This is a genomic window from Actinoplanes sp. NPDC023936 (assembly GCF_040639325.1).
Lineage (GTDB): Bacteria > Actinomycetota > Actinomycetes > Mycobacteriales > Micromonosporaceae > Actinoplanes.
Map to the genome: position 1 here is coordinate 1 of NZ_JBEZZR010000009.1, position 25869 is coordinate 25869.

Annotated in this window: 27 protein-coding genes; 6 read left to right on the forward strand and 21 right to left on the reverse strand. The window is 70.8% G+C overall.

The annotated features are described in order from the left end of the window. Positions 1-511 precede the first annotated feature (511 nt). Positions 512-1360 (reverse strand): 3-hydroxyacyl-CoA dehydrogenase family protein, encoded by an 849-nt coding sequence (locus AB0F72_RS14445; protein WP_360430358.1) that lies wholly within the window; start codon positions 1358-1360, stop codon positions 512-514. Between the two features lie 137 nt (positions 1361-1497). On the opposite strand from AB0F72_RS14445, the gene AB0F72_RS14450 reads away from it, so the two are divergent. Continuing rightward, entirely contained in the window at positions 1498-1830 is a 333-nt protein-coding gene (locus AB0F72_RS14450; protein ID WP_360430360.1) for a hypothetical protein, read from the forward strand. Here the strand turns inward: AB0F72_RS14450 and murA are convergent. Beyond that, positions 1827-3116, reverse strand: coding sequence for a UDP-N-acetylglucosamine 1-carboxyvinyltransferase (murA, locus tag AB0F72_RS14455; RefSeq protein ID WP_360430362.1), 1290 nt, complete (start codon positions 3114-3116; stop codon positions 1827-1829). The two genes, AB0F72_RS14450 and murA, sit on opposite strands and share 4 nt — an antisense overlap. A gap of 42 nt (positions 3117-3158) precedes the next feature. Between murA and AB0F72_RS14460 the strand changes: the two genes are divergently transcribed. After that, on the forward strand, positions 3159-3734 hold the full coding sequence (locus AB0F72_RS14460) for a cob(I)yrinic acid a,c-diamide adenosyltransferase (protein WP_360430364.1): 576 nt from the start codon (positions 3159-3161) through the stop codon (positions 3732-3734). Between the two features lie 335 nt (positions 3735-4069). On the opposite strand, the gene AB0F72_RS14465 is transcribed toward AB0F72_RS14460, so the two are convergent. The 14 genes from AB0F72_RS14465 to glyA all read right to left on the reverse strand — a co-directional run bounded on the left by AB0F72_RS14465 (position 4070) and on the right by glyA (position 15958). Next, positions 4070-4900: a PhzF family phenazine biosynthesis protein gene (locus AB0F72_RS14465; protein WP_360430366.1), complete on the reverse strand. Its 831-nt coding sequence runs from the start codon at positions 4898-4900 to the stop codon at positions 4070-4072. A gap of 151 nt (positions 4901-5051) precedes the next feature. Then, on the reverse strand, positions 5052-5519 hold the full coding sequence (locus tag AB0F72_RS14470) for a DUF2550 domain-containing protein (RefSeq protein WP_360430368.1): 468 nt from the start codon (positions 5517-5519) through the stop codon (positions 5052-5054). Positions 5520-5527: 8 nt separating this feature from the next. After that, entirely contained in the window at positions 5528-5809 is a 282-nt protein-coding gene (locus tag AB0F72_RS14475; RefSeq protein ID WP_014447295.1) for a F0F1 ATP synthase subunit epsilon, read from the reverse strand. Between the two features lie 72 nt (positions 5810-5881). Continuing rightward, positions 5882-6928 carry an LCP family protein gene (locus AB0F72_RS14480; protein WP_360430749.1) on the reverse strand — a complete coding sequence of 349 codons (1047 nt, stop codon included), beginning with the start codon at positions 6926-6928 and terminating at the stop codon, positions 5882-5884. Between the two features lie 281 nt (positions 6929-7209). Continuing rightward, the gene (atpD, locus tag AB0F72_RS14485) at positions 7210-8655 is read right to left on the reverse strand and encodes a F0F1 ATP synthase subunit beta (RefSeq protein ID WP_360430371.1); all 1446 of its coding nucleotides are present in this window, start codon (positions 8653-8655) and stop codon (positions 7210-7212) included. Beyond that, positions 8652-9578 (reverse strand): F0F1 ATP synthase subunit gamma, encoded by a 927-nt coding sequence (locus AB0F72_RS14490; protein WP_360430373.1) that lies wholly within the window; start codon positions 9576-9578, stop codon positions 8652-8654. Before AB0F72_RS14490 ends, atpD begins: the two co-directional genes overlap by 4 nt. A gap of 2 nt (positions 9579-9580) precedes the next feature. Then, the gene (atpA, locus tag AB0F72_RS14495) at positions 9581-11149 is read right to left on the reverse strand and encodes a F0F1 ATP synthase subunit alpha (RefSeq protein ID WP_360430375.1); all 1569 of its coding nucleotides are present in this window, start codon (positions 11147-11149) and stop codon (positions 9581-9583) included. 77 nt (positions 11150-11226) lie between these two features. After that, complete coding sequence (locus tag AB0F72_RS14500) at positions 11227-12048, reverse strand: F0F1 ATP synthase subunit delta (protein ID WP_360430377.1); 822 nt, start codon at positions 12046-12048, stop codon at positions 11227-11229. Then, positions 12048-12605 (reverse strand): F0F1 ATP synthase subunit B, encoded by a 558-nt coding sequence (locus AB0F72_RS14505; RefSeq protein ID WP_360430379.1) that lies wholly within the window; start codon positions 12603-12605, stop codon positions 12048-12050. Before AB0F72_RS14505 ends, AB0F72_RS14500 begins: the two co-directional genes overlap by 1 nt. A gap of 26 nt (positions 12606-12631) precedes the next feature. Further along, positions 12632-12862, reverse strand: a complete 231-nt coding sequence (locus tag AB0F72_RS14510) for an ATP synthase F0 subunit C (RefSeq protein ID WP_014447302.1) — start codon at positions 12860-12862, stop codon at positions 12632-12634. Positions 12863-12939: 77 nt separating this feature from the next. Further along, on the reverse strand, positions 12940-13728 hold the full coding sequence (atpB, locus tag AB0F72_RS14515) for a F0F1 ATP synthase subunit A (protein WP_360430751.1): 789 nt from the start codon (positions 13726-13728) through the stop codon (positions 12940-12942). Between the two features lie 14 nt (positions 13729-13742). Further along, a complete protein-coding gene (locus AB0F72_RS14520; RefSeq protein ID WP_360430381.1) occupies positions 13743-13904 on the reverse strand; it encodes an AtpZ/AtpI family protein in 162 nt (53 codons plus the stop codon). 285 nt (positions 13905-14189) lie between these two features. Then, positions 14190-14672, reverse strand: a complete 483-nt coding sequence (locus tag AB0F72_RS14525) for a hypothetical protein (protein ID WP_360430383.1) — start codon at positions 14670-14672, stop codon at positions 14190-14192. Then, positions 14669-15958 carry a serine hydroxymethyltransferase gene (glyA, locus tag AB0F72_RS14530; protein ID WP_360430385.1) on the reverse strand — a complete coding sequence of 430 codons (1290 nt, stop codon included), beginning with the start codon at positions 15956-15958 and terminating at the stop codon, positions 14669-14671. Before glyA ends, AB0F72_RS14525 begins: the two co-directional genes overlap by 4 nt. 75 nt (positions 15959-16033) lie before the next feature. On the opposite strand from glyA, the gene AB0F72_RS14535 reads away from it, so the two are divergent. After that, positions 16034-17518 carry an SDR family oxidoreductase gene (locus AB0F72_RS14535; protein WP_360430387.1) on the forward strand — a complete coding sequence of 495 codons (1485 nt, stop codon included), beginning with the start codon at positions 16034-16036 and terminating at the stop codon, positions 17516-17518. Here AB0F72_RS14535 and AB0F72_RS14540 read toward each other — a convergent pair. Genes AB0F72_RS14540 through prmC form a run of 4 tightly spaced genes read right to left on the reverse strand, consistent with a single transcriptional unit; the run spans position 17477 to position 20572 of the window. Beyond that, positions 17477-18436 carry an L-threonylcarbamoyladenylate synthase gene (locus AB0F72_RS14540; protein WP_360430389.1) on the reverse strand — a complete coding sequence of 320 codons (960 nt, stop codon included), beginning with the start codon at positions 18434-18436 and terminating at the stop codon, positions 17477-17479. The genes AB0F72_RS14535 and AB0F72_RS14540 overlap by 42 nt on opposite strands. Continuing rightward, positions 18433-19029 carry a phosphotyrosine protein phosphatase gene (locus AB0F72_RS14545; RefSeq protein WP_360430753.1) on the reverse strand — a complete coding sequence of 199 codons (597 nt, stop codon included), beginning with the start codon at positions 19027-19029 and terminating at the stop codon, positions 18433-18435. The genes AB0F72_RS14540 and AB0F72_RS14545 overlap by 4 nt, the downstream gene beginning before the upstream one ends. Position 19030: 1 nt before the next feature. Next, complete coding sequence (locus AB0F72_RS14550; protein WP_360430755.1) at positions 19031-19675, reverse strand: L-threonylcarbamoyladenylate synthase; 645 nt, start codon at positions 19673-19675, stop codon at positions 19031-19033. Between the two features lie 24 nt (positions 19676-19699). Continuing rightward, entirely contained in the window at positions 19700-20572 is an 873-nt protein-coding gene (gene prmC, locus AB0F72_RS14555; RefSeq protein WP_360430391.1) for a peptide chain release factor N(5)-glutamine methyltransferase, read from the reverse strand. An 82-nt stretch (positions 20573-20654) separates the two neighbouring features. On the opposite strand from prmC, the gene AB0F72_RS14560 reads away from it, so the two are divergent. Genes AB0F72_RS14560 through AB0F72_RS14570 form a run of 3 tightly spaced genes read left to right on the forward strand, consistent with a single transcriptional unit; the run spans position 20655 to position 24791 of the window. Then, positions 20655-22151, forward strand: coding sequence for a GGDEF domain-containing protein (locus tag AB0F72_RS14560; RefSeq protein WP_360430393.1), 1497 nt, complete (start codon positions 20655-20657; stop codon positions 22149-22151). Position 22152: 1 nt separating this feature from the next. Next, on the forward strand, positions 22153-23445 hold the full coding sequence (locus tag AB0F72_RS14565; protein ID WP_360430395.1) for a PQQ-binding-like beta-propeller repeat protein: 1293 nt from the start codon (positions 22153-22155) through the stop codon (positions 23443-23445). Next, on the forward strand, positions 23442-24791 hold the full coding sequence (locus AB0F72_RS14570; protein ID WP_360430397.1) for a PQQ-binding-like beta-propeller repeat protein: 1350 nt from the start codon (positions 23442-23444) through the stop codon (positions 24789-24791). Before AB0F72_RS14565 ends, AB0F72_RS14570 begins: the two co-directional genes overlap by 4 nt. Here AB0F72_RS14570 and prfA read toward each other — a convergent pair. Further along, positions 24775-25866: a peptide chain release factor 1 gene (prfA, locus tag AB0F72_RS14575; protein ID WP_360430399.1), complete on the reverse strand. Its 1092-nt coding sequence runs from the start codon at positions 25864-25866 to the stop codon at positions 24775-24777. The genes AB0F72_RS14570 and prfA overlap by 17 nt on opposite strands. Positions 25867-25869 lie beyond the last annotated feature (3 nt).

Here is a 25869-nt window from a genome sequence, read left to right on the forward strand (position 1 = left end):
TCGCCGCCAACATCGACCGAACCTCATCCGAGACCGCCATAGCAGATCAACGAATGGAAATCCGTTAAGCAACGCGTTGTTCTCCGACGAGCCCTAACCTGCCCCGGCTACGGCTCGCGGCTCGACGACCGGGCCATAACCTGTCTCAGCTACGGCTCGCGGCTCTACGAGCGGCCATAACCTGCCCCAGCTACGGCTCGCGACGCCCAAAACGCCGACGCCAGCCCGCCCGCCAACCCGCCGCACACCGCCAACCGCCCGCCAACCCGCCGCCAACCCGCCAACCGCCCGCCAACCCGCCAGCCCACCGCCAACCGCCCGCCAGCCCGCCGCACACCGCCAACCGCCCGCCAGCCCGCCGCCCGCCACCCACGGACGGAACTGCTTCGGACGGCCCTTGGCGGTGCTCGCGATGCCTAGAACCCCGTCACGACCACGACCCCGGCGGCAGCCGCCGCAGGCGGGGGACGGATCTCGGTGCTTCTGTGGCAGGTGTAGGGCGTACCCGATCTCAGTATTTGTAGAAGCCCTTGCCGGTCTTCCGGCCCAGGTCACCGGCCGTGACCATGCGCTGGAGCAGCTCCGGCGGGAAGAACTTCTCGTCCGCGGTGTCGCGGTAGATGTTGCCGGCCGCGTTCAGCATGACGTCGAGGCCGGTGAGGTCGACGGTGGCGAGCGGGCCCATCGCGTGACCGAAACCGAGCTTCATGACGGTGTCCAGATCCTCGGCGCTGACCACGCCGGACTCGACCAGCTGGATCGCCTCGACGAGCAGCGCGGAGAAGAGCCGGTTCGAGACGAAGCCGGCGACGTCGCGCTTGACCTCGACGCACGTCTTGCCGACGCCCTCGGCGAACGCGCGGGCGGCGGCCAGCGTCTCGTCGGAGGTCTGGTAGCCGCGGACCAGCTCGACCAGTTTCATCATCGGGACCGGTGAGAAGAAGTGGATGCCGACGACCGATTCCGGTCGCGAGGTGACTGTCGCGATCTGGGTGATCGGGATGGCCGAGGTGTTGGTGCCGAGGACCGTGCCGGCCTTGCAGATCTTGTCGAGTTGCTTGAAGACGTCGTGCTTCGCCTCGATCTTCTCGAAGATCGCCTCGACCACCACGTCGGCCTCCGAAGCGGCGTCCAGGTCGGTGGTGGGGGTGATCCGGGCGAGGGTGGCCTCGACGTCCTCCTCGGCGATCTTGCCCTTGGCGGCGAAGCGGCTCAGCGAGTCCTTGATCGCGGACATGCCGCGGTTCAGCGAGGCGTCGTCGACGTCGCGCATGGTGACCTGCCATCCGGCCTGCGCCGAGACCTGCGCGATGCCGGAGCCCATCAATCCGGAACCGATGACCGCGAGACGACCCGCCATGTTCCACCCCTTCGTGCGAACCGATCCGAGAACGAAACCACGCCCACCCTAACCGGGTTACTTAACGAAGCCTCAGCCCGGTTCTCGATCGGGGCAAATCCCCAGAAATCCGCGCCTGACGGTGCCACACTGTGCCCATGGCCACGAGCGACGGCTGGTACCTCATCGGACCGTTGATCGCTGTCGGTCTGGTCGGTTTTCTCGGCGCGGTCTTCTGGCGCATGGGTCTGCAACCCACCGGCTCCACCGGCGGGGAACCGGACGGTCTGTCGATCTTCTCCGAGTGCGAGGACTACGGACTGCTCTGGCCCGCGGCCGTCACGGAGGATCCCGAGGTCGCCGACGAGATCCGGCGGCTGCTCGCCGATGCGGGCATCCGAGCGACGAGCGCGACCCGGCGCGACGGCCGGGTCAGCGTCCTGGTCTTCGCCGAAGAGGTGGAGGAGGCCCGCCGGCTCGCACAGAGCTAGAAGTCGTAGGTCGGCTCCGGCACGTCGGTCCGCTCCACCTCGACACCGAGGTTCGCCAGGTCGGCGACGAAGTCCGGGTAGCCACGGTCGATGTGGTGCACCTCGCCCACCTCGGTGATCCCGTCCGCGCAGAGCCCGGCGATCACCAGACCGGCGCCGGCCCGGATGTCGGTCGCCCGCACCGGGGCGCCGGAGAGCCGCTCCCGGCCGTTCACCACGGCGTGGTGCCCGTCGGTACGGATGTCCGCGCCCAGCCGGACCATCTCGTTCACGAACATGAACCGGCCGTCGAAGATGTTCTCGGTGATCAGCGACGAGCCCTCGGCCACCGCGGCCAGCCCGAGCGCCATCGGCAGCAGGTCGGTCGCGAACCCCGGGTACGGCAGCGTCACGATGTCCACGCCCCGCGGCCGCTCGGTCATCCGGACCCGGAACCGGTTGTCGCCCGGCTCGACCGTCGCGCCCGCCGTGACCAGCTTGTCGAGGGCGATGTCCAGGAACTCCGGCCGCACCCCGTGCACCGTCACGTCGCCACGTGTCATCGCCGCCGCGTACGCCCACGTCCCGCCGACGATCCGGTCCCCGATCGTGGTGTGCGCGACCGGGTTGAGCGGCCCGTTCACCCCTTCGATGACCAGCGTCGACGTACCGGCGCCCTCGATCTTCGCGCCCATCGCGGTGAGCATCTCGCAGATGTCGACGATCTCCGGCTCGCGCGCCGCGTTGTCGATCTCCGTGACGCCGCGGGCCAGCACGGCCGCCATCAGCAGGTTCTCGGTGGCGCCGACGCTCGGGAAGTCCAGCCAGATCTTGGAGCCGCGCAGGCCGTTCGGCGCCGAGGCGATCACGAAGCCGTGCTCGTTGGAGATCTCCGCGCCCATCCGGGCCAGCCCGGACACGTGCATGTCCAGGCCCCGGGAGCCGATCATGTCGCCGCCGGGCAGCGCCACCCGCACGAAACCGCGCCGGGCCAGCAGCGGGCCCAGCACGCAGATCGACGCGCGCAGCCGCCGCACCAGGTCGTAGTCAGCCTCCGCGCCCGGCTCGGCCGGCACGTCGATGACCGCCTCGCCGTCCTTCAGCACGACGTCACAGCCCAGCCGGCGCAGCACCTCGGCCATGATGGCGATGTCGGTGATGCGCGGGACGTTGGACACCACGCTGCGCCCCTCGGCGAGCAGCGCGACAGCCATCAGCTTCAGCGCCGAGTTCTTCGCCCCGCCGACCGCGACGTCACCGGCAAGCCGTGCGCCGCCCTTCACCCTGATCACATCCACGCGGGCCATCGTAGGGTTCGCCCGCCCGGTTCGCCTCGTAGGGTGGGGCGCATGGCAGTCCACCTCACCCGCATCTACACCCGTACCGGCGACGCCGGCGAGACCCGGCTCGTCAACAACGAGGTCGCTCCGAAGACGTCCCCGCGCATCGCCGCCTACGCCGACGCCGACGAGTGCAACGCCGCCATCGGGGTGGCCCTCGCCCTCGGCTCGCTGCCCGAGAACATCCGCGCGGTCCTGTCACACATTCAGAACGATCTCTTCGACCTCGGCGCCGACCTGGGCAACCCGCTCTCCGACGAGCCGCCCGCCTATCCCCCGCTGCGGATCACCCCGGACTACGTCACCCGCCTCGAAGGCTGGTGCGACGAGTTCAACGAGTCCCTCCCCGCGCTGGACAGCTTCGTCCTCCCCGGCGGCACCCCCGGCGCGGCCCTGCTGCACGTCGCCCGCACCATCGCCCGCCGCGCCGAACGCTCCACCTGGTCCCTGATCGAGGCCGAGCCGGCGCGCACCGGCGTGGAGCCGGCGAAATATCTGAACCGCCTCTCCGACCTGCTCTTCATCCTCTCGAGGGCCGCCAACCCCACCGGCGACGTGAAATGGGTCCCCGGCGGCAAACGCTGATTCATCGGGTACGCGTCTCCCCGTCCCCCACCGCACCGGCCCCGTCCCGGGAGTCCACGCGACCACGCGCGCGGCGCAGGGCCGTCAGGCGGGCGCCGGCTACCGGTGCGTGGCCGGGCCCCACCCCGTCCCCAACCGCGCGAACCCCGCGGGTGGAGCAGAGGCGCTCCGCACCCCACCTGCGGGCCCCGCCCGAGCGTGTCGAATTCGGGCGCGCTCCGCACCCCAACTCCACACGCAACGCGGGCTCCGCCCGAGCGTGTCGAACTCGGGCGCGCTCCGCACCCGAACTCCACACGCGGGCGCTGTCTCCCGCCGGTGTGTGGAGTTGCGGCTCAGGCGCGCAGCGTCCCGTCGATCACTGTCACGGCGTGGCCGCTCAACTCGGTGCGTTCACCCCTCAGGCGCACCCGCACGAACCCGCCCCGCGCCGAGGCCTGGTACCCCACCAGCTCATCCCGCCCGAGCTTGCCCGCCCAGTACGGCGTCAGGGCGGTATGCGCGCTCCCGGTCACCGGATCCTCGTCGACCCCGACGGCCGGGCCGAAGAAGCGGGACACGAAGTCGTACCCCGCGCCCGGGTCCTCCGCCGCCGCCGTCACGATCACCCCGCGCCGGGAGAGCGCGGCCAGCTTCCGCAGATCCGGCGAGACACCGCGCACGGTCTTTTCGTCGACGACCTCCACCAGCAGGTCGTCGGTGCTCGGTCCGGTGTGGTGGACGGCCACGATCGGCATGCCCGGTCCCAGCGCGGCACCCAGCGCCGGATCGGCGTCGACCGGCGTGAGCGGGGCGGTGGGGAAGCTCAGCGTGATCAGGCCGTCCGCCGCGACCGACGCGGTGAGGACACCGCTGCGGGTGGCGAACCGCACCGGCCGCGCCGTGTCGAGCTCCGGCGTCGGTGTCCGGGTGGCGAGCACGTGTGCCGCGGCGAGCGTGGCGTGACCGCACAGGTCCACCTCGACCGCCGGCGTGAACCAGCGCAGCGCCCAGTCGGCTTCCCCACCGGCCGGCAGCGGGTGCAGGAACGCCGTCTCGGCGTGGTTGACCTCGGCCGCCACCCGCTGCATCCAGGCGTCCGGCGGGAACTCGTCGAGCAGCAGCACTCCGGCGGGCGCGCCACGAAACGGCTTGTCGGTGAAGGCGTCGACAACTCTGATCCGCATGCCACCGACGGTAAAGCACGCGCCGCGCAGGGCAGGGTGCGTCACGGCCGCAGAGAGCGCGTCACGCAGGGCAGAGCGCGTCACGGCCGCAGAGCACGCCACCGCACGGCAATGCACACCACCGGCGGCAGAGCGCGTCAGGAAGAGCGGATCACGGCTCGATCGGGCGCGGGCCGAAGACCGGACGGCTGCGCAGCGCGCTCGGGTCACGCGGCGGGCCCGCCTCCAGCCAGGAGAGGAACCCGGTCACGGTGGTCTCCGCCATCGCGATCTCCAGCGGGACACCGCCGGTCACGCAACGCAGCACCACCCAGTGGCCGGGCATGGTGAGGCGCTCCGGGCCGGTCGGAAGACGGCGCTCCTCCACGCCCATGAACCGCCTGTCGAGGACCCGCTTGGGGCGGATCGCCAGGCTGAACATGCGGTGGAAGCGGAGCTCGTCACCGACGAACTGGCCGAGGCCGGGCGACCAGCCGCGGCCGGGGACCAGCGTGCTGAGCCGGACCTGCAACCTGATGGTTCCGCCGCCGGCCATCAGCAGCCGGCGGCGGAAGAAGATTGCGAAGAGGAGCGCGAGCAGCGCGACGACGCAGATTCCGACGATTTCCAGAACCCGCATCGTCGGCGTCAGTGCGACTCGGGGGTGGCCGGCGTGGCGCTCTCGGCGAGCACCGTGACGCCGTTCGCGTCGATCGAGAGGAAGCCACCGGCCACGTCGTAGGTGAGCTGCTCGCCACCGGCGAGCTTCACGCGGACCTGGGAGGGCTCCTTGAGCAGGCCGAGCAGCGGGGAGTGGCCGGGGAGGACACCGATCTCACCCTCGGTGGTGCGCGCGACGAGCATCTCCGCCTCGCCGGTCCACACCTTCTCCTCGACGGCGACGACCTCGACGTGCAGCTGGTTGGCCACGCTGTCTCCCTCTCACTGCAGAACCTGAACGGGTGAAGTCTAAACGGCTGCCCGCGCCGACGTGGTACGGGGTCAGCTGTTGACGTTGACGTACTCCGGGTGATCCAGCAGGAACGGGGCGATCCGGTCCTCCCGCACCGCCTCGAAGAACCCCTCGTAGTCCCCGGTGAGCTTCTCACCGAGGTACTGGCTGCCCTCGAAGAGGCCGCCGCCGGGCAGCTTGATCGAGGTCATGTCGTCGGTGTTGACGCCGCGCAGGGCCATCGCCCAGTCGATGACGCTGCTGCCGCCGCCGTCGAAGGTGAGCGAGTCGCCGGCCGCCTCGATGATCGAGAGCAGTTTGGTCGGGTTGGAGACCACGTCCTTGCTCATCGCCTGCTTCGCCATGGCCTTGATGAACTGCTGCTGATGGCGCTGGCGGTCGTAGTCGCCGTTGGGCAGCGTGTAACGCTGGCGGACGTAGTCGAGAGCCTCCCACGCCTCCAGGTGGTAGGTGCCCTTCTTGTACGTCTTCTGCGGTCCAGTGTAGGGGTGCGCGCACTTGTCGCAGCCCGGGATGCGCGGGCGGGCCTTGCCGTTCGGCTGCAGGTGCTCGGACTTCACGGTCTGGTCGATCGTCATGGTGACGCCGCCCATCTCCTCGACGATCTTCTTGAAGCCGCCGAAGTTGATGATCGCGCCGGCGTCGAACGTCTTGATCCCGGTCAGTTTGGTGACCGTCTTCGCCAGCAGCTGGAAGCCCTGCTTCACGTCGTGCTCGCCGTTGCCGACCGAGCTGCCGAACGACATCGCCGCGTTGATCTTCGACTTGCCGCCCTGGTAGCCGGTTGCCTGGAAGGCCGGGATCTCCACGTAGAGGTCGCGGGGGATGGAGAAGAGATAGACCTGGTCCATCGACTCCGGGATGTGCGCCACGATGATCGAGTCGGAGAGCGGCGCCGTCTTCGTGTCGCGCGGGTCGATGCCGGCGAGCAGGATGTTGATCGGGCCCTTGATCTCGGTCTTCTCGGTGGCTCCGGCCGGATCGCCGATCAGGCTCCCGCTTCCGGCGTCCACCGCTCCGGTATATTTCGAGATCAGGGCGTTGCCGCCGACCAGGACGCCGCCGCTGGCCACCATGAGCACCGCGCCGAACACGGCGGAGAGCCGCGCCCACAGCGGTGCCCGGCGCTTGAAAGACTTTGCCACCCGATCCCCAACCCTCACCGAACGTCGGCGAAAATGACCCCGGGATGATCGCAGGATCACGCGAACGCGCGGCCAAGGATACCCGAGCAACGGGCGAACTCAGTGGCCTCGGAACCCATTCACAGGCTGGGTGAACACAGAGAAATCGGCCGAACACGGAGAAGCCCCGCCGGCGTGTCGCCGGCGGGGCTTCCTCGATCAGCGGGGCTCGATCAGCCCTTCATCAGCTCGTGCGCGTTCTTCTCGAGGTCCTCGAGGCCACCGCACATGAAGAAGGCCTGCTCCGGGTAGTTGTCGTACTCACCCTCGGAGATCTTCTTGAACGCCTCGATGGTCTCCTTCAGCGGGACCGTCGAGCCGGGAACGCCGGTGAACTGCTCCGCCGCGTAGGTGTTCTGCGACAGGAACCGCTCGATGCGGCGGGCCCGGGCGACCGTGACCTTGTCCTCTTCGGAGAGCTCGTCCATACCGAGGATGGCGATGATGTCCTGCAGGTCCTTGTACTTCTGCAGGATTCGCTGCACCTCACGGGCGACCGCGTAGTGCTCGGCGCCGACGAACTCGGGCGCGAGGATCCGCGAGCTGGAGGCCAGCGGGTCCACGGCCGGGTAGATGCCCTTGTCGGAGATCGACCGCTCGAGGTTCGTGGTCGCGTCCAGGTGGGCGAAGGTGGTGGCCGGCGCCGGGTCGGTGTAGTCGTCGGCGGGCACGTAGATCGCCTGCAGCGAGGTGATCGCCTTGCCCCGGACCGACGTGATCCGCTCCTGCAGCTCGCCCATCTCGTCCGCCAGGGTGGGCTGGTAACCCACGGCGGACGGCATGCGGCCGAGCAGGGTGGACACCTCGGAGCCGGCCTGGGTGAACCGGAAGATGTTGTCGATGAAGAGCAGCACCTCCTGGTTCTGGACGTCACGGAAGTACTCCGCCATGGTCAGAGCGGTCAGGGCGACCCGCAGGCGGGTGCCCGGCGGCTCGTCCATCTGGCCGAAGACCAGGGCGGTCTTGTCCAGAACGCCACCCTCGTCCATTTCCAGGATGAGGTCGTTGCCCTCACGGGTGCGCTCGCCGACGCCGGCGAACACGGAGGTACCACCGAAGTTGCGGGCAACCCGGATGATCATCTCCTGGATGAGCACCGTCTTGCCCACGCCCGCGCCACCGAACAGGCCGATCTTGCCACCGCGCACGTACGGCGCGAGCAGGTCGAGCACCTTGATGCCGGTCTCCAGCATCTCGGTCTTCGGCTCGAGGTCGGCGAACGCCGGGGGCTTGCGGTGGATCGACCAGCGCTCCTGGATGTCCAGCGTCGACGGGTCGACGTTGAGCACCTCGCCGAGGGCGTTGAACACGTGGCCCTTTGTCACGTCGCCGACGGGCACCGAGATCGGCGCGCCGGTGTCGGTGACCGCGGCGCCGCGGACCAGGCCGTCGGTCGGCTGCATCGAGATGCAGCGGAGCAGGTTGTCACCCAGGTGCTGGGCGACCTCCATGGTCAGCTTCTTCGAGCCGCCCGAGAGGGTGACCTCAACGTGGAGGGCGTTGAAGATCGCGGGCATGGCGTCACGGGGAAACTCGACGTCGACGACCGGGCCGATGACCCGGACGACGCGGCCGACAGCGGTCTCCGCCTTGGTGGGCTCAGCTACAGCAGTCATCACACATCACTTCCCGCCTCGGCCAGCGCGTTGGCGCCGCCGACGATCTCACTGATTTCCTGGGTGATCGCAGCCTGCCGCGCGGAGTTCATCTCGCGCGTGTACCGCTTGAGCAGATCGTCGGCGTTGTCCGACGCGCTCTTCATCGCCCGCCGCCGGGATGCCGACTCACTGGCCGCCGAGTCCAGCAACGCCGCGTAGAGGCGGGTGTTGAGGTACTTCGGCAGCAGCGCGTCGAGCAGCTCGTCGGCGTCCGGCTCGAACTCGTACGCCGGGCGCAGTCCGGTCTGTTCCTCCTGCGCCTCGACCTGCACCGGCGCGAGCGGCTTCGCCTGTGCGGTCTGCGTCATCAGGGACTTGAACTCGGTGCTCACGATGTGCAGCTCGTCCACGCCCGCGATGTTCTCCGGGCCGAACGTGCCGTTCTCGCCCGAGCCGGCCGCGAACGCCTCGATCAGCGCGTCACCGATGCGCTTGGCGTCGGCGAACGACGGACGCTCGGAGAAACCGGTCCAGCTGGCGGCCACGTCCCGGTTGCGGAACCGGTAGTAGCCGACGCCCTTGCGGCCCACCACGTACAGCGCCACCTCCTTGCCCTCCGACTTCAGCTGAGCGATCAGCTGCTCGGCGGTGCGGATGGCGTTGGCGTTGTAGGCGCCGGCCAGGCCCCGGTCACTCGTGATCAGCAGGACACCCGCCCGCTGGACGCGCTCACGCGCGACCAGCAGCGGGTTGTCGACCGAAGCGTTGGTCGCCAGCGCGCCCAGGACCTTGGTGATCGCCTCCGAGTACGGCCGGGAGGCGTTCACCCGCTCCTGAGCCTTGGCGATGCGGCTGGTGGCGACCAGCTCCTGCGCCTTGGCGATCTTCTTGGTCGACTTGACGGTGCGGATGCGCCGTCGCAGCGCCTGTACCTGACCGGCCATGCCTAGTTACCGCTCTCGGTGGCCTGCGCCGAGCCCTGGAACGACTTCTTGAACTCGACCACGGCGCCCTCGAGCGCGGTGATGTTGTCGTCGGTCAGGTTGTTCGTCGACTCGATCGAGGTGTAGACCTCGCTCAGGTTGCGCTTGATGTGCTCGAGCAGCTCCTGCTCGAACTTGCGCACGTCGCCGACCGGGACGTCGTCGAGCTGGCCGGTGGTGCCGGCCCAGATCACGATGGTCTGGTCGGTGACCGAGTACGGCGAGTACTGCGGCTGCTTGAGCAGCTCGACCAGGCGGATGCCCTTCTCCAGCTGCGCCCGCGACGCCTTGTCCAGGTCGGAGGCGAAGGCCGAGAAGGCCTCCAGCTCACGGAACTGGGCCAGGTCGAGGCGGAGCCGGCCGGAGACCCGCTTCATGCCCTTGACCTGCGCCGAACCGCCGACCCGGGACACCGAGGTGCCGACGTTGATCGCCGGGCGGACACCCGAGGCGAACAGGTCGGACTCCAGGAAGATCTGGCCGTCGGTGATCGAGATGACGTTGGTCGGGATGTAGGCCGAGATGTCGTTGGCCTTGGTCTCGATGATCGGCAGACCGGTCATCGAGCCGCCACCCAGCTCGTCGGAGAGCTTCGCGCAGCGCTCCAGCAGGCGGGAGTGCAGGTAGAAGACGTCACCCGGGTACGCCTCACGGCCCGGCGGGCGGCGCAGCAGCAGCGACACGGCGCGGTACGCCTCGGCCTGCTTCGTCAGGTCGTCGAAGACGATCAGGACGTGCTTGCCGTTGTACATCCAGTGCTGTCCGATGGACGAGCCGGTGTACGGGGCGATGTACTTGAAGCCGGCCGGGTCGGAGGCCGGGGCCGCGACGATCGTCGTGTACTCCAGCGCGCCCTGCGCCTCCAGGGTGCCCCGGATGCTGGCGATGGTGGAGGCCTTCTGGCCGATCGCCACGTAGATGCAGCGAACCTGCTTGGCCGGGTCGCCCGACTCCCAGTTCGCCTTCTGGTTGATGATCGTGTCGATCGCGACAGTGGTCTTGCCGGTCTTGCGGTCGCCGATGATCAGCTGGCGCTGGCCGCGGCCGATCGGCGTCATGGCGTCGATCGCCTTGATGCCGGTCTGCAGCGGCTGCTTCACGGGCTGGCGGGCCATGACGTTCGGCGCCTGCAGCTCGAGCTCGCGGAAGCCCTCGTTGGCGATCTCGCCCCGGTCGTCGATCGGGTTACCGAGAGCGTCGACGACGCGGCCCAGGAAGGCGTCGCCCACCGGGACCGAGAGGACGCGGCCGGTGCGCTTGACCGGCTGGCCCTCCTCGATGGCGGCGAAGTCACCCAGGACCACGGCGCCGATCTCACGGACGTCGAGGTTCAGCGCCACGCCCAGCGTGCCGTCGGCGAATTCGAGCAGTTCGTTCGCCATCGTCGAGGGCAGGCCCTCGACGTGCGCGATGCCGTCGCCCGCATCGGAGACGATGCCGACCTCCTCGCGGGAGACCTCGGGCGAATAGGACGAGACGTAGCGCTCTAGCGCCCCCCGGATCTCGTCCGAGGAGATGGTCAGCTCGGCCATCCTCTGCCTTCTCTGTCTAGCTCGGGACGTCGCCGCCGCCGAGGGGCCTACTCGATAAGAAATCGAGGGGAAAGGATCTATTTGGCGAACGCCTGCTTGGCCGCGTTCAGCCGGCGCAGGATCGTGCCGTCGTAGAGGTCGGATCCGACCCGGACGCTGACCCCGCCGATCACCGTGGGATCGACGCCGATCTTCAGCGAGACCTCACGGCCGTAGATGGCGGACAGCTTCGCGGCCAGGGCCTGCTCCTCGGCGTCGGTGAGCGGCTTGGCCACCGTCACATACGCCACCTCACGGTCCCGCTTCGCCGCGGTCAGCTCGACCAGCCGGGTCAGCGAGGCCTCGAACCCGCGGCCGCCGAAGCCCACCAGGGCAACCTCGGCCAGCCGGCCCGTAGCCACGTGGACCTTGCCCTTCAGCAAGTCCTCCACCAGCTTAACCCGCCGCTCGACCGGAGCGCCGGGGTCACTGAGCGTGACGGCCAGGGTGGAGTCGCCCGCGACGATCTGGCTGAACCGGAACAGCTCGTCCTCGACGTCGCCCAGCTTGCCGTCCCGCTCGGCCGAGGCCAGCAGGGTTTCCACCCCGAGGCGCTCGGTCGCGTCCAGCAGGTCGGACGGCCGGGAGAACCGGCCGGACACCAGGGTGCCCAGCACGTTCACCGTGGTCTCGGCGAGCTTGCCGGCGAGCAGCGACTTGAGCAGCTCGGCCCGGTCAGCGCCCGACCGCGACGGGTCGGTCAGCGCCCGGCGCAGCCGGGGCTGGGCCCGCAGCAGGCCGGCCACCGACAGGATCTCGTCGGCGACCGAAGCCAGCTGCGCGGCCGTGGCGGACGCGGTCTCCGCGGTCAGCCGGTCCGACGCCTCGCCGTAGGCCTCGCGGCTTACGCTCGACGTCATCAGCGCCGCCCACCGGTGGTGCCGGCGGAGTCGAGGTCAGCGATGAAGCGCTCGACGGTGCCGCGGGTGCGCGCCTCGTCGGCCAGAGCCTCGCCAACGATCTTGCCGGCCAGGTCGACCGCGAGCGTGCCGACCTCGGAACGCAGGTCACGCACGATCGACGCGCGCTGGGTGGCGAGCTGCTCGTTGCCGGCCGCGATGATGCGGTCCGACTCCTCGCGAGCCTTGGCCAGCACGTCCTGACGGATGCCCTCGGCGTCGGCCCGAGCCTCGTCGCGGATGCGAGCGGCCTCGGTACGAGCCTCGGCGAGCTGGGTCCGGTACTGCTCCAGCAGCTCGTTCGCCTCGGCCTGAGCGGCCTCGGCGCGCTTGATGCCACCCTCGATGGCCTCGACCCGTGCCTGGAACGTCTTCTCCATCTGCGGGAAGACGAACTTGATCAGCACGAAGCAGAGCACCGCGAAGGCGACCGAGCCAACGACGATCTCCTGCCAGATCGGGATGATCGGGTTGTGCTCGGTGGCGCCCTCTTCGGCTGCCAGATAAAGGTTGATCATTAAAACCTCCTAGTCGAGGTCGAAGATCAGAGCTGGCCCTGCCAGATGAAGCCGAACGCGATGCCCAGCAGGGCGAGGGCCTCGATGACGGCGAAGCCGATCCAGACGTACGGAAGGGTCAGGCGCGACGACTCCGGCTGACGGGCGGTCGACTGGATGTAGGCCGAGAAGACCAGACCAACACCGATACCCGGGCCGATGGCGGCGAGGCCGTAGCCGATGGCGGCGGTGCTACCAACAACGTCGGCGAGAAGCATTCTCTGTTCCTCCTGGTATCTCGCGTGACTATCACGCGGGACGACAACGGGGTGTAACTAGTACGACGGGGTAATGCTCAGTGCTCGTCGGCGAGCGCGCCCTGGACGTAGCTCGCGGTCAGCACCGTGAAGACGTAGGCCTGCAGGCAGATCACCAGGAACTCGAGCATGGTCAGCGCGATGGTGAGCAGCCAGGACAGCACCGAGATGGGCGCCAGCAGCACGTTCGCGTTGATCATCGCGAAGCCGCCGAGCGTGAACACCAGCAGCAGCATGTGGCCCGCGAACATGTTGGCGAAGAGACGAACCGCCAGCGAGAAGGGGCGGACCAGGAAGTTCGAGAAGAACTCGATCGGAATCAGCAGCGGCAGGATGAACCACGGCGCCGGCGGGATCAGAGCGTGCTTGAAGTACTTGATCGGACCGTGGTGCCGCATACCGACATAGATGAACATCACATAGCTGATCACCGCGAGAACCGCCGGGAACGCGATGTGCGACATCGGCGACATCTGGATCAGCGGCACGATGCCGAAGAAGTTGTTCACCAGGATGAAGAGGAACAACGTCGTCAGGTACGGCGCGAACCGCACGCCGGCCGGGCCGATCATGTCGACCGCGATGTTGTTGCGCACGAAGCCGTAGGCGCTCTCCGCGAGCCACTGCTTCTTCGTCGGAACCAGCTTCGGCTTCCGGTAGGACACCAGGAAGAAGATGATGATCGCCGCGACCGCCACCCAGATGAGCAGCGTTACCTTCGTGAACCAGTAGTTGTCGTGCTCGCCCCACGGCAGGATGCTGGGCAGGTAGAAGTCCTCGACGCTGGGCGGGAACGCCGCCGCGAGGACCGTCGACTGACCGATCACCATGGCCCTTCCTGTCAGGCGCCGAGCCGGCGCACGATGAGGTACACACCTCCGGCGACCCCGAGGACAGAGCCGATACCGGCGAAGATCCCCTTGGTTCCGACGAAGTGGTCAACCAGCCAACCAATCCCACCCCACACCAAAATTCCCGCGATGAGATAAGAGACTGCGGTCATGCCCACTCCCGTGTCGGGAGGCGGTTGCTGACCTTTGTCACCGCGAGATTCGGGGGGAGGTTCTTGGCCGGTCATGACGGCCCGAACGATATCAGCAGGAAACACGAAGCTAAGCGGGACCCCCCGCACAACCGTCGTTGTCCAGGCGTCAGAGGTCTCGCAACTGGTAGGACACGGTACTCCTGTCACGCCAAAACGGAACGCGGCACGAGGGGGAAGGTCACCGGATCGTGGTTGCTTGACCGAGTTCAGCCTCTCTGACCAGCAACTATACGGTGCCCTAGATCACTTACGGGCGGTTCGCCGGTACATCCACCAGGCTTGCACGCCGGTCCACACCATGACCCCCGCGACGATGCCCAGGCCGAGCGCGGTCCGCCCCTCCCAGTCGGAGCTGACGCCGAACGCGAGGATGACCCCGAGAAGCGTGTACTTCACCGTATAAGTGAGCAGACCGAGAGGCATCAGGAGAGCCGGGCGAACCGTGTCGGCCCAGGCGATCACCAGCGTGCTCATCGAGTAGCTCATCGTGACGATCAGGACGCCGGCCGCCGCGCCCAGCGCGTCCGGCACGCCACCGGCGAAGAAGCCGGCGGACGCCGCGAAGATGACCAGCGCCATGCAGACCGCGGAGAGGAACGGCAGGTGCTCCACCCGCCAGCGCGGGTCGGCGGGCAGCGGAGGCAGATCCGGCAGCGGAGTGTCCGGCTCCTCGTCCGCGACATCCGGCACGTAGGGAACCACGTCCACCGGTTCTCCACGACTCACGCCATGACCTCCTGCTCCCTGTACACCGGGAATAGCCGGACCAGTTCCGACACCTCCGCGGACACCTCGTCCAGACGGCTCACACCGTCGGCCGTCGCCGGATCGCTGCGGGCCGCGGCCCCGATCAGGCCGGCGATCCGCCGCATCTCGTCCTCCCCCATGCCCTGGGAGGTGACGCTCGGCGTGCCGACCCGGACACCGGAGGCCTCGGCCGGCCGCTCCGGGTCGTACGGAATCGCGTTCTTGTTCAGGGCGATCCCCGCCCGGGCGCAGCGCGCCTCGACCTCCCGGCCGCAGACGCCCAGCTCGCGCACGTCGAGCAGAGCGAGATGGGTGTCCGTGCCACCGGTGACGGGACGAATCCCCTCAGCGGCGAGCCAGGACGCGAGGGCCCGGGCGTTCCGGACGGCCTGCTGAGCGTACCTCTGGAAGGCCGGAAGACTCGCCTCGCGCAGGGCCACCGCCTTCGCCGCCACGGTGTGCATCATCGGCCCGCCCTGCGCGAACGGGAAAACCGCCTTGTCGATGCGGCGGGCCAGGTCCGCGCGGCAGAGGATCATGCCGCCCCGGGGGCCGCGCAGCGCCTTGTGGGTGGTGCAGGTGACCACGTCGGCATAGGGCACCGGCGAGGGGACGGCCCGGCCGGCCACCAGGCCGATGAGGTGCGCCGCGTCGACCATCAGGTAGGCGCCCACCTCGTCGGCGATCTCCCGGAACCGGGCGAAGTCCATCAACCGGGGGTACGACGCCGAGCCGCAGATGATCAGCTTGGGGCGATGGGCGAGGGCGAGGTCGCGTACCTCGTCGTAGTCGATCTCCTCGGTCTCCGGGTCGACCCGATAGGCGATCGGGTGGAACCACTTGCCGGAGAAGTTCGCGCGGCTCCCGTGGGTGAGGTGCCCGCCGTGCGGCAGGCCCATCGCGAGCACCGGATCGCCCGGCTCGGCGAGGGCGGCGTACGCGGCCAGGTTCGCCGACGCGCCGGAGTGCGGCTGCACGTTCGCGTGCTCGGCGGCGAAGAGCTCGCGGGCCCGCTCGATGGCGAGCTGCTCGGCCCGGTCCGCCTGGACGCAGCCGCCGTAGTAACGGTTGCCCGGGTATCCCTCGGCGTACTTGTTCGCCAGCGTGGAGCCGAGCGCCGCCAGCACCGCCGGCGAGGTGAAGCTCTCGCTCGCCACCAGCTGAAGGGTCTCCCGCTGCCGGGCCAGCTCGTCGAGGAGCACAGAGGCGATCTCCGGATCGTCGCGCTCCAGCGCGGCGAAGTCCGGACCCCAGAAGGTGCCCACCTGGCCTCCCCTCGCGGACCTGCGTTTCGAAGCATATGGCTTAGGAGGGTGCTCGCGCGGGCACAGTGTGCAGTTGTGCGATGCCTTGTCACCGGCGCGACCGGATACATCGGTGGCCGCCTCGCGCCGCGGCTGCTCGACGCCGGCCATCAGGTCCGGTGCCTGTCCCGCAGCGCCGGCCGCCTCCGTGACGTCCCCTGGACCGACCGGGTGGAGATCGTCGAAGCGGACCTGAACGACCCGGCGACCCTGCCCGCCGCGCTGGACGGCGTCGAGGTCGCCTACTTCCTGGTTCACTCGCTCGGGCAGGGCGACTTCGAGCGGCGCGACCGGGAGGCCGCCGCCAACTTCGCGGCCGCGGCCCGTGCCGCCGGTGTACGCCGGATCGTCTACCTCGGCGGTCCCGAGACACCTGCCGGCGACCGCCCGTCGCCGCACCTGCGCTCCCGCGCCGAGGTGGCCCGGATCCTGCTGGCGAGCGGCGTGCCGACGGCCGTGCTGCGCGCGCCGGTGATCATCGGATCCGGCTCCGCCTCGTTCGAGATGCTCCGGCACCTCAGCGAGCGGCTGCCGGCCATGGTCACACCACGCTGGGTGACGAACCGGATCCAGCCGATCGCGGTCCGTGACGTCCTGCGCTATCTCATCGGTGCGGCGGAGCTGCCGCCCGAGGTGAACCGAGGCTTCGACATCGGCGGCGCCGACGTGCTCACCTACGCCGAGATGATGCAGCGGTACGCCCGCGTGGCCGGACTCCCCCGCCGGATCATCCTGCCCACCCGCGTGCTGAGTCCCTGGCTCTCCGCGCACTGGGTCGGCCTGATCACCCCGGTGCCGAACGCCATCGCCCGGCCGCTCGTCGCGAGCCTCGTGCACGAGGCCGTCGCGCACGAGAACGACCTGGCCGAGCTGATCCCGGGACCGGCGCCGCTGGGCTTCGACGAATCGGTCCGCCTGGCTCTCGGCAAGATCCGCGACGCGGAGGTGGAGACCCGCTGGACCAGCGCCTCGGGCCGGGACGCCGCCGCCGAGCCGCTGCCGAGCGATCCGGAGTGGTCCGGCGGCAGCCTCTACGTCGACGAGCGGTGCAGCCCGGTGCAGGCGCCGCCGGACCGGCTGTGGCGGGTGATCGAGGGGATCGGCGGCGAAAACGGCTGGTACTCGTTCCCGCTGGCCTGGTCGGTGCGCGGCTGGCTGGACCGGCTCGCCGGCGGCGTCGGCCTGCGCCGCGGGCGGCGTGACAGGGACCGGCTGCGGGTCGGCGAGGCGCTCGACTGGTGGCGGGTCGAGGAGATCGAGCCGGGCTCGCTGCTGCGGCTGCGGGCCGAGATGCGGGTGCCGGGCCGGGCCTGGCTGGAGATGCGCGCCGAGCCGGACGGCAGCGGCGGCAGCGTGTACCGGCAGCGGGCGATCTTCCTGCCGCGAGGGCTGGCCGGGCACCTCTACTGGGCGTCGGTGGTGCCCTTCCACGGCATCGTCTTCAGCGGCATGGCCAAGAACATCACGGCCACCGCGGAATCATTTCGCCGCGGCCCGGGACAGCCGGTCGCGAACCGCTAGCCAGTCCTCGGTCTGCGGCGGCTCGAGGACCAGGATCGTCGCGACACCGGCGTCGTCCAGCCGGTGCAGCGCCGCGTAGAGGTCGGCGGCGTACTCACGGGGTTCGGCGGAGAGCACCTCGGTGCCCACGCCGCCCTCGCCGCTCCCGCCGCCCTCGTAGGTGAGCACACCGACCGGCTCGGCCAGCCCGGACCGGTCCACGTCCTGGACGTCCTTGCAGAGAACGACCCGGGCGCGCGGCGCGTAGTGCCGCCGGCTCATCCCCGGCGACGGGCGGGCCGCGCCGTCGGCGACGTCCTCCGGCAGGGCGAGCGAACCGGTGATGTCGCGCAGCTCCCGCAAGCCGAGCGCGCCCGGCCGGAGGAGACGAGGGACGTCACCCGTCACGTCCAGCACTGTCGACTCGATGCCCCAGGAGCAGGCGCCGCCGTCCAGCACCAGCGGCACGTCCGGGAGGCTGCGCGCCACGTGCTCCGCGGTGGTCGGCGAGATGCTCTCCGAGCGGTTCGCGCTGGGTGCGGCGAGCGGCAGGCCGGACGCCTCCAGCAGCCGCAGCGCGACCTCGTGCGCCGGGACCCGGACCGCGACCGTGTCGTTCGCGGCGCCGATCCCGGGCAGGCGCCGGGCCCGGCGGACGACCAGGGTGAGCGGTCCCGGCCAGAACCGCGCGGCGAGTTCGTCGGCCCGGCCGGGCCACTCCTCGGCCAGCTCGCGCGCCGCGGAGACCGAAGCGACGTGCACGATCAGCGGGTTCCAGGAGGGCCGGTTCTTGAGCCGGTAGATCTCGCCGACGGCCCGCTCGGAGAACGCGTGCGCGCCGAGGCCGTAGACGGTCTCGGTGGGGAACGCGACCACCGAGTCGGCGGCCAGGATCTCGACGGCCCGCCGGATGCCCTCCGCGTCAGGACGGACGATCACGGGATCAGCAGCGTGGCGAGCGGGACGGTGGCGTCCTCGATCTCGTCGCCGATGCGCTGGAACGTCTGGTCGCCCCGGCCCCACGGGTCGTCCAGGTCGTCGCCGGGCTGCGGCGCCTCGCCGCCGCGCAACCGGGCCGCGGCCTCGACGATCGCGGTGCCGCGCGCGTAGACCGCGTCCGGCTTCGCGTCAGCGGACGGAAACGGCGGCAGGGCGCCGGCGTCGACGCCGGCGAGCAGGCGGCCGAACTCGCCGAGCACGAACGTGCGGTCCGCGGCGTCCGGGCGCAGCGCCACCACGTAGTCGTACTGATCGGCGGTGGCGGTGAGGATCAGATCGGCCTCGTCGATGAAGTCGCCGCGCAGCTTGCGAGCCAGGAAGCCGTCCGGCGTGCCGCGGCGCGCGCGCACCTGGCGTGCCGCCGGCGGGTTCATCTCCTCGCCCTCGTGCCAGCCGCCGGTGCCGGCGCTGACGCTGCGGACCAGGCCGGGCTCGCCGCCCCGGTCGCGGACCGCGCGGTCGAGCAGGCGCTCGGCCATCGGCGACCGGCAGATGTTGCCCATGCAGACGTGCAGGACGGTGAACGGCGCCACGTCAGGCCTGCCCATCGACGATGTCGGGAACCACGTCACGCAGTTTCTCCAGCGCGATGGCGCCGGCCCGCAGCACCCGCGGCACGTCACCTGTCACGTCCACGATCGTGCTGGGCGCCGGGTCGGCGGCCGGGCCGGCCTCCAGGTAGACGCGAACCGTGTACTCCAACTGGTCGCGGGCCTCGTCGGCGGTGCGGGGCGGGGGCGAGCCGAGCTTGTTCGCCGTGGTGACGGCCATCGGGCCGACCTCGCGCAGCACCTCCAGCGCGACCGGGTGCAGCGGCATCCGCACGGCCACCGATCCGCCGGTGTCGCCGAGGTCCCACTGCAGGCTGGGCGAGTGCTCCACGATGATGGTGAGAGCGCCCGGCCAGAACGCGTCGGCCAGCTCACGGGCCGCGCGGGGCAGGGAGTAGACCAGGCCGTCCAGCGTGTGCCGCGAGCCGACCAGCACGGGTGGCGGCACCCGCCGGTCGGAGCCGCGGGCGTGGTGCAGCTGGGTGACCGCGTGCGGGGTGAAGGCGTCCGCGCCGACGCCGTAGACGGTATCGGTGGGCATCACCACGAGCTCGCCGCTCTTGACGGCCTCGACGGCCGCCGCGATGCCACGGTCCCGGTCGGCGACGGTGGCGCAGTCGTAGAGCATCACGACGTGCAGTCTGCCATGCCGTTACTTCCGGCGAGCGGTCGCATATCTTGGGCGGCCGGTGAGGTCGTCGTGCGCCGTCACCTCGGCGAACCGGCCGTCGGCATCGAGGAGCGCGGGCACCGCCGCGCCGTGCACGTCGTCGTGCTCGATGCCGAGCCGGCCGCCGTGGCGCAGCAGCTTCGCGGCGAGGGCGATCACCGGCCGGATGATCTCCAGACCGTCGCCTCCGCCGAAGACCGCCTCAGCGGGGTCGTGATCGGACACTTCGGGCGGAACGGGAGTGCCGTCGGGCACGTAGGGCGGGTTGCAGAGCAGCACATCGACCTGTCCGTGCAGATCGGACAGTAGATCCGGATCGGTCACGTCGCCTTCGATGACCCGTACCCGGGGGAAGGTTGTGGCATTGCGCCGCAGCCAGCCGAGCGCCTCCGGCGACCGCTCCACCGCGATCACCCGGCCGGCCTGCGACTCGTCGGCCACCGCGAGCGCGATCGCGCCGCTGCCGCTGCACAGGTCGACCACCGTCGCGCCCGGCGCGGTCCGCTCGATCCCCCACCCGGCCAGCAGCTCGGTCTCCGGCCGGGGCACGAAGACGCCGTCGCCGACCGCCAGCTCCAGATGCCGGAAGGCGGCCGTGCCGAGCAGGTGCTGCAACGGGATCCGGCGGACCCGCCCGGCGACGAGCGCGCGAAAGCGTGCCAACTCGTCGGCGCGCAGGGTGTCCAGGATCAGCAGCCGGCCGCGCGGCACACCGAGGGCGTGCGCGGCCAGGAGTTCCGCATCGACCCGCGGTGATGCCACCCCGGCGGCCGCGAGTTCCGCGGTGGCGGCCGCCAGTTCGGGCGCCAGACGGGTTCGATCCGCGCTCTCGCGGGGGTGTTCGTGGCTCGGCATCACGGCATAATCATGAGACGTCGCGCACGCAGGGAATCGGCCGGGTGACCTGTCGGCGTGCCGAGGCCGTGGGAGGCGCCTGGTGGGTTGGTTGGACCAGCTCGCGGAACACGTCGAGGAACTACGCCGGGCCGGGCAGCTGCAGCAGAACGGGAAATCGGCGCAGGCCCTTCCGATCCTCGATGCGGTTCTGGCCGCCACCTCCGACCCGCCCACCCGTGCCTACGCGCTGATCCAGCGGTTCGGCGCGCTGATCAATCTCGGTCGGGTCGCCGAGCTCTCCGCCGCGATGGCAGCCGCCGCCGAGGCCGTCCGCGAGGCTCCCGACCCGTACCTGAAAGGCCAGATGCACGCGTTCGCCGCCCTCGGCGCGCATCTGCAGAGCAACCTGGACCGAGGCATCACCCACCTGGTGCAGGCCGCGCGGGCGCTGGCCGCCGTGCCGGAGCGGGACGCGGAGACCGCCTGGGGCTGGCACGACCTCGCCATGGCCTACTCCTATCTGGGATTTCACGGTCAGGCGCTGACCGCCATCGAGCAGGCCCGTGAGGTCGGCGCCAGCGCCGGCCTGGTCCCGGAGATCTTCGCGGCGCCCGGCATCCGGCTGCGCAACGCCGTGGGGCTGGATCACCAGGGCGACACCGACGGCTGCCTGCGGGTGCTGCGCGACATCGACGCCGAGCTCTCCCGCTACATCGCCACCGACCAGCTGCGCCCGGGCAGCCGCACGGTCTACGGATACGCGCTGGCCCGGCGCGCCGCGCTGGGCGAGCCGACCAGCGCGGACGCCGCGCCCTGGCTGATCGGCGGCGGTGACAGCGTGCGCACCCGTGACCTGCGGCATCTCGGCTCGGTCTGCCTCACGATCGCGGACGGCAAACCGGAACGCGCGCTGTCCATGCTGGAGGCCGTGCCGGTCTCCGCCCAGGTGCTGGGGGCGCCGGAAGCGGCCCGGCTGCGCAGCATCTGTTACGCCTCGGCCGGCGACCACGCGGCCGCCCACGCCGCCGACCGGTACGCGTTCCGCCTCGCCGCCCAGCGCATCGACCAGCTCCGCGACGGCTACCTGGACGGGGTGGCCGCCCGGCTGGACGCCCAGGAGACCCACCGCGACCCCACCCGTTACGGCGACGAGACGCTGGTCGACCCGCTCACCGGGCTGCCCAACCGCCGCCAGCTGGAACGCTACGTGGACACATTGCTGGCCCGTGGCGAGCGGGCCGCCGTCGGGGTCTGCGACATCGTCGGGTTCACCGCTGTCAACGCCCGCCACGGCCGGCACTGCGGCGACCTGGTCCTGCAGCGGATCGCCGGCGTCCTGCACCGCACGATGCGCCGCGGCGACTTCGTGGCCCGCTTCGCCGGTGACGAGTTCGTGCTGGTCCTCCCGGGCGCCGGGCCGAGCCAGGCGGCCGAGGTGGCGCGCCGCATCGGCGCGGCGGCGAACGCGGAGAACTGGCAGGCGCTGGTCCCCGGCAGCCCGATCGGCCTGGCCGCGGGCTGGTCCGAGGTGGGGCGCAACGGCCGCGGCCTGAGCGCGGCCCTGGCAGCGGCGGCGGCGAGCCGGAAACCCACGTGAGATGGCACTGATCGAGCTCGGCGACGTGGCCGCGGCCGGCCCGCCCGATCCGGCGGCGGACCGGATCACCGCCGGGTTCGATCGGCGCCGGTCACGGCCGATCGCCCTGCTCGCCGTCCTGATCGTCGCGCTCGCCTGCGGCGGCGCGGTCCGGCCGCAGCCGGCCGGGCCGCGGGTGCTCTGGACCGCCCCGCGCACCGTCGAACAGGGCGTCGTCCTCGCCGAGGACGCGGTCTACGTGCTCACCGGCGGCGACCGGGCCGAGGTGATCGCGTACTCGATCGCCGACGGCCGGCGGCTGTGGCGGTGGGGCACCGACGCGCACCTGATCACCATCTTCCCGGCGCCCGGCGGCGGCCCGCTGCTGGTCGTGGCGGACCCGGTCGCGGCCGGCAATCCGGACGGGCCGGCCGCGAAGGCCGCCCGGACCACCGTCGCCCTGCGCCCCGGCTCCGGGGCGGAGCTCTGGCGGCGGCCCGGCGAGCCGCACCTCGAGGCGGTCGAACGGGCCACCGCCATGCTGATGGAGTTCGACCCGCGGGGCGGCGTCGGGGCGCTGACCCGGATCCGGCTGGAGGACGGCGTCCCGATCTGGCGGAACGGCGACCGGGAGCCGGTCCAGGAGGTCGTCGTCGAGACGCGGGACGACCGGCCGCATCGGGTGATCACCGCGACCGTGGCCGGCGACGTGACGGTTCGCGGATACGACGACGGCGCCCGCCAGGTGACCCGCCGGCTGCCGCCGGCCCGGTATAGCGCCCGAAACTCCCGGCTCTTCGGCATAGCCTTCGACGGTGAGCGGGAAAGCACCACCGTCTACCGCCTGGACACCCTCGACGAGCTGCTGCGCAGCGAGACGATCACCGACTGCGGCGGGGTCATCTGCGCGTTCGGCCGGTCCGGTCTCGCCGCTCTCGATCCGGCGGACGGCCGGGAGCTGTGGCGTGGTCCGGAGATTTTCGGCTCCGTCATGACGAACGACCGCATCCTCACCGAGCACCGGGACGGCGCCGAGCACGTGCTGCTGGAGAGCCGCACCGGGCGGCCGCTCTCCGGAACCGTGCACGGGTACATCGCCCGGGCACAGCGCTGGCGCGACGAGGTCCTGCTGCTGCGCCCCACCAGCGACCCGATCGGCCGCACCGCTGTCACCCGCCTCGACCTGCGGACCGGCCGGACCAGCCTGCTCGGCTCGCTCGAACCGATGCCCGACCAGCAATCCTGCCTGACCACGCCGGGGTACCTGATGTGCACCGGCTGGGACCGGATCGTCGTCGCCTCGGTGCCGCGATGACCGTGATCGAACTCGGCGAGTACAACGTCCCGATCGAGCCGGACCCGCCGGCCCGGCCCGAGTTCAACCCCCGGAACGTGCGCCGGTTCCTGCTCGCCGGTGTCGTGCTGGCCTGCCTGCTGCTGCTCGGCGCCGGCGGCCCGCACGCCGCGCCGCTGGTGCGGGACGTGTGGTCGGTGCCGATGACCGACCAGGACTCGATGTCGGTGCGCGGCGACGGCATCTTCCTCCTCCGGGACACCGGCGCCGGGCGGGTGCGGCTGACCGCGTACGAGCCGGCGACCGGTGCCGTCCGCTGGGCCAGGGAGTCGGCGGGGATCGTCAGCTGGATGCGCCAGGGCGAGGAGGCCGGCCTGCTGCTGATCCCCGGTGACGAGAAGCTGGCGACCGTCGAGTTCGAGGACGGGAGCCAGGGGCAGGTCGCGTGGGGCATCAACACCACCGCCCTGGACTCGCGCACCGGCCGTCAGCTCTGGAAGACGGCCGGTGAGGCGCAGGCGGCGGCCGCCACGTCGGTGCTGCTGGCCGAGCGGGACAGTTCCGGGAACTACGTGTCGGTGCGGCTCGTGGACGCGCGTACCGGCGCCGAGATCTGGCAGCGCCCGGCCGGCGGGGCGTTGCATCTGATCGTCAAGAACGAGGGCCCGTCCCCGACCCTGATCGTCCTCGCCTCGAACGACGGCCGCGCCACGGTCCTGCGCTACGCCGACGGCTCGCTGATCGCCCAGAAGAAGCTGCCCTGGTCGGCCGGGTCCGACGACGACGACACGTACCTCTCGGTCGTCGAGGACCTGGTTCTGGTGAGCCGCAACTACTGGCAGCGGGCCGTGGTCACCGCGTACCGCACGGGCAGCCTGGAACGGCTCTGGGAGACCGAGACGGGAGCGTACTCGTACGTCTCCGAGTGCGGCCCGGTGCTCTGCATCACCGACGGCGCCCTGCTGCGCGGCCTCGACCCGCGCACCGGCCGTGAGGTCTGGAACCGCAGCGGCGCCAGCGGCGGCGCCGCACCCGTCGGCGACCGGCTGATCGCCTCGGACGGCGCCGATCCGCCGGCGCAGGTCGTGCTGGACCCGGCCACCGGGGAGCAGATCGGCTCCGGCGGGATCGGCTGGCTGATGCGGTACGAGGCGTACCAGAACTCGGTCGTGCTGCTGCACCGGATCTACGACCAGGGCCCGCTGCGCGACGCGGTCGACCACCTCGACCTGACCACCGGCGAGATCACCAGGGTCGGCCAGCTGCAGTCCTCGGCCGACGTGCAGCAGGGCTGGCGCTGCGACTCGACCGGCCGTTACCTGGCCTGCCAGCGCGACGCCCTGCTGGTCATCACTGCCGTCGGCTGAGCTCGGTCTCGCCGGCCAGGCGGGCGGCCCGGTCGGCTTCGGCGAGGGCGTCGAGCACGCCGTCGAGTTCGCCGCCGAGCACCAGGTCCAGGTTGTAGGCGGTGTAGCCGATCCGGTGATCGGTGATCCGGTTCTGCGGGAAGTTGTAGGTGCGGACCCGCTCGGAGCGGTCGACCGTGCGCACCTGGGCCTTGCGGGCGTCACCGGCCGCGGCGTCCGCCGCCTCCTGCGCCTGTGCCAGCAGGCGGGAGCGCAGGATCCGCATCGCGGACTCCTTGTTCTGCAGCTGGCTCTTCTCGTTCTGGCAGCTCACGACGGTGCCGGTGGGCAGGTGCGTGATCCGGACCGCGGAGTCGGTGGTGTTGACCGACTGGCCGCCCGGCCCGGACGAGCGGTACACGTCGATCCGCAGGTCGCCGGGCTCGATCTGGACGTCCACGTCCTCGGCCTCGGGCAGCACCAGCACGCCGGCCGCCGAGGTGTGGATCCGGCCCTGCGACTCGGTGACGGGCACCCGCTGCACCCGGTGCACGCCGCCCTCCCACTTCATCCGCGACCAGACGCCGTGGCCGCCCGCCGGCACGCCCTTGGTCTTCACCGCGACCGAGATGTCCTTCACGCCACCGAGGTCCGACTCCTGCGAGTCGATCACCTCGACGGTCCAGCCGTGGCGTTCCGCGTACCGGGTGTACATGCGCAGCAGATCGCCGGCGAAGAGCGCGGACTCCTGGCCGCCCTCACCCGCCTTGATCTCGACGATCACGTCCTTGGCGTCGCTCGGGTCACGCGGCATCAGCATCTCGCCGAGCTTCTCCTCGAGCGCCGGCAGCACGGCCGCGACCGCGTCGACCTCGGACGCGAACGCCGGGTCCTCGGCGGCCAGTTCCTTCGCCGCGGCCAGGTCGGCGCGGGCCGCCTCCAGCTCGGTGTGCGCCGCGTAGAGCGGCGCCAGCTCGGCGAACCGGCGGCCGACCCGGCGGACCAGCGCCTGGTCGGCATGTATGGAGGGGTCCTCCATCTGCTTCTCCAGGCTCGCGTACTCGTCGAGAAGCATGGTCAGACGGTCATTGCTCATCGA

Excerpts from the sequence above, each read along its gene's own strand:
- murA (WP_360430362.1), bottom strand. The coding sequence starts at position 3,116 with ATGGCCCGCGTGGATGTGATCAGGGTGAAGGGCGGCGCACGGCTTGCC.
- prmC (WP_360430391.1), bottom strand. The coding sequence starts at position 20,572 with ATGCCGAGCCACGAACACCCCCGCGAGAGCGCGGATCGAACCCGTCTG.
- AB0F72_RS14500 (WP_360430377.1), bottom strand. The coding sequence starts at position 12,048 with ATGACGTCGAGCGTAAGCCGCGAGGCCTACGGCGAGGCGTCGGACCGG.
- AB0F72_RS14460 (WP_360430364.1), top strand. The coding sequence starts at position 3,159 with ATGGCAGTCCACCTCACCCGCATCTACACCCGTACCGGCGACGCCGGC.
- AB0F72_RS14480 (WP_360430749.1), bottom strand. The coding sequence starts at position 6,928 with ATGGTGGCCAGCGGCGGCGTCCTGGTCGGCGGCAACGCCCTGATCTCG.
- AB0F72_RS14465 (WP_360430366.1), bottom strand. The coding sequence starts at position 4,900 with ATGCGGATCAGAGTTGTCGACGCCTTCACCGACAAGCCGTTTCGTGGC.
- AB0F72_RS14550 (WP_360430755.1), bottom strand. The coding sequence starts at position 19,675 with ATGCTCTACGACTGCGCCACCGTCGCCGACCGGGACCGTGGCATCGCG.
- AB0F72_RS14510 (WP_014447302.1), bottom strand. The coding sequence starts at position 12,862 with ATGCTTCTCGCCGACGTTGTTGGTAGCACCGCCGCCATCGGCTACGGC.
- atpA (WP_360430375.1), bottom strand. The coding sequence starts at position 11,149 with ATGGCCGAGCTGACCATCTCCTCGGACGAGATCCGGGGGGCGCTAGAG.
- AB0F72_RS14520 (WP_360430381.1), bottom strand. The coding sequence starts at position 13,904 with ATGACCGCAGTCTCTTATCTCATCGCGGGAATTTTGGTGTGGGGTGGG.
- prfA (WP_360430399.1), bottom strand. The coding sequence starts at position 25,866 with ATGAGCAATGACCGTCTGACCATGCTTCTCGACGAGTACGCGAGCCTG.
- AB0F72_RS14570 (WP_360430397.1), top strand. The coding sequence starts at position 23,442 with ATGACCGTGATCGAACTCGGCGAGTACAACGTCCCGATCGAGCCGGAC.
- AB0F72_RS14505 (WP_360430379.1), bottom strand. The coding sequence starts at position 12,605 with ATGATCAACCTTTATCTGGCAGCCGAAGAGGGCGCCACCGAGCACAAC.
- AB0F72_RS14450 (WP_360430360.1), top strand. The coding sequence starts at position 1,498 with ATGGCCACGAGCGACGGCTGGTACCTCATCGGACCGTTGATCGCTGTC.
- AB0F72_RS14490 (WP_360430373.1), bottom strand. The coding sequence starts at position 9,578 with ATGGCCGGTCAGGTACAGGCGCTGCGACGGCGCATCCGCACCGTCAAG.
- AB0F72_RS14470 (WP_360430368.1), bottom strand. The coding sequence starts at position 5,519 with ATGCGGGTTCTGGAAATCGTCGGAATCTGCGTCGTCGCGCTGCTCGCG.
- AB0F72_RS14565 (WP_360430395.1), top strand. The coding sequence starts at position 22,153 with ATGGCACTGATCGAGCTCGGCGACGTGGCCGCGGCCGGCCCGCCCGAT.
- AB0F72_RS14445 (WP_360430358.1), bottom strand. The coding sequence starts at position 1,360 with ATGGCGGGTCGTCTCGCGGTCATCGGTTCCGGATTGATGGGCTCCGGC.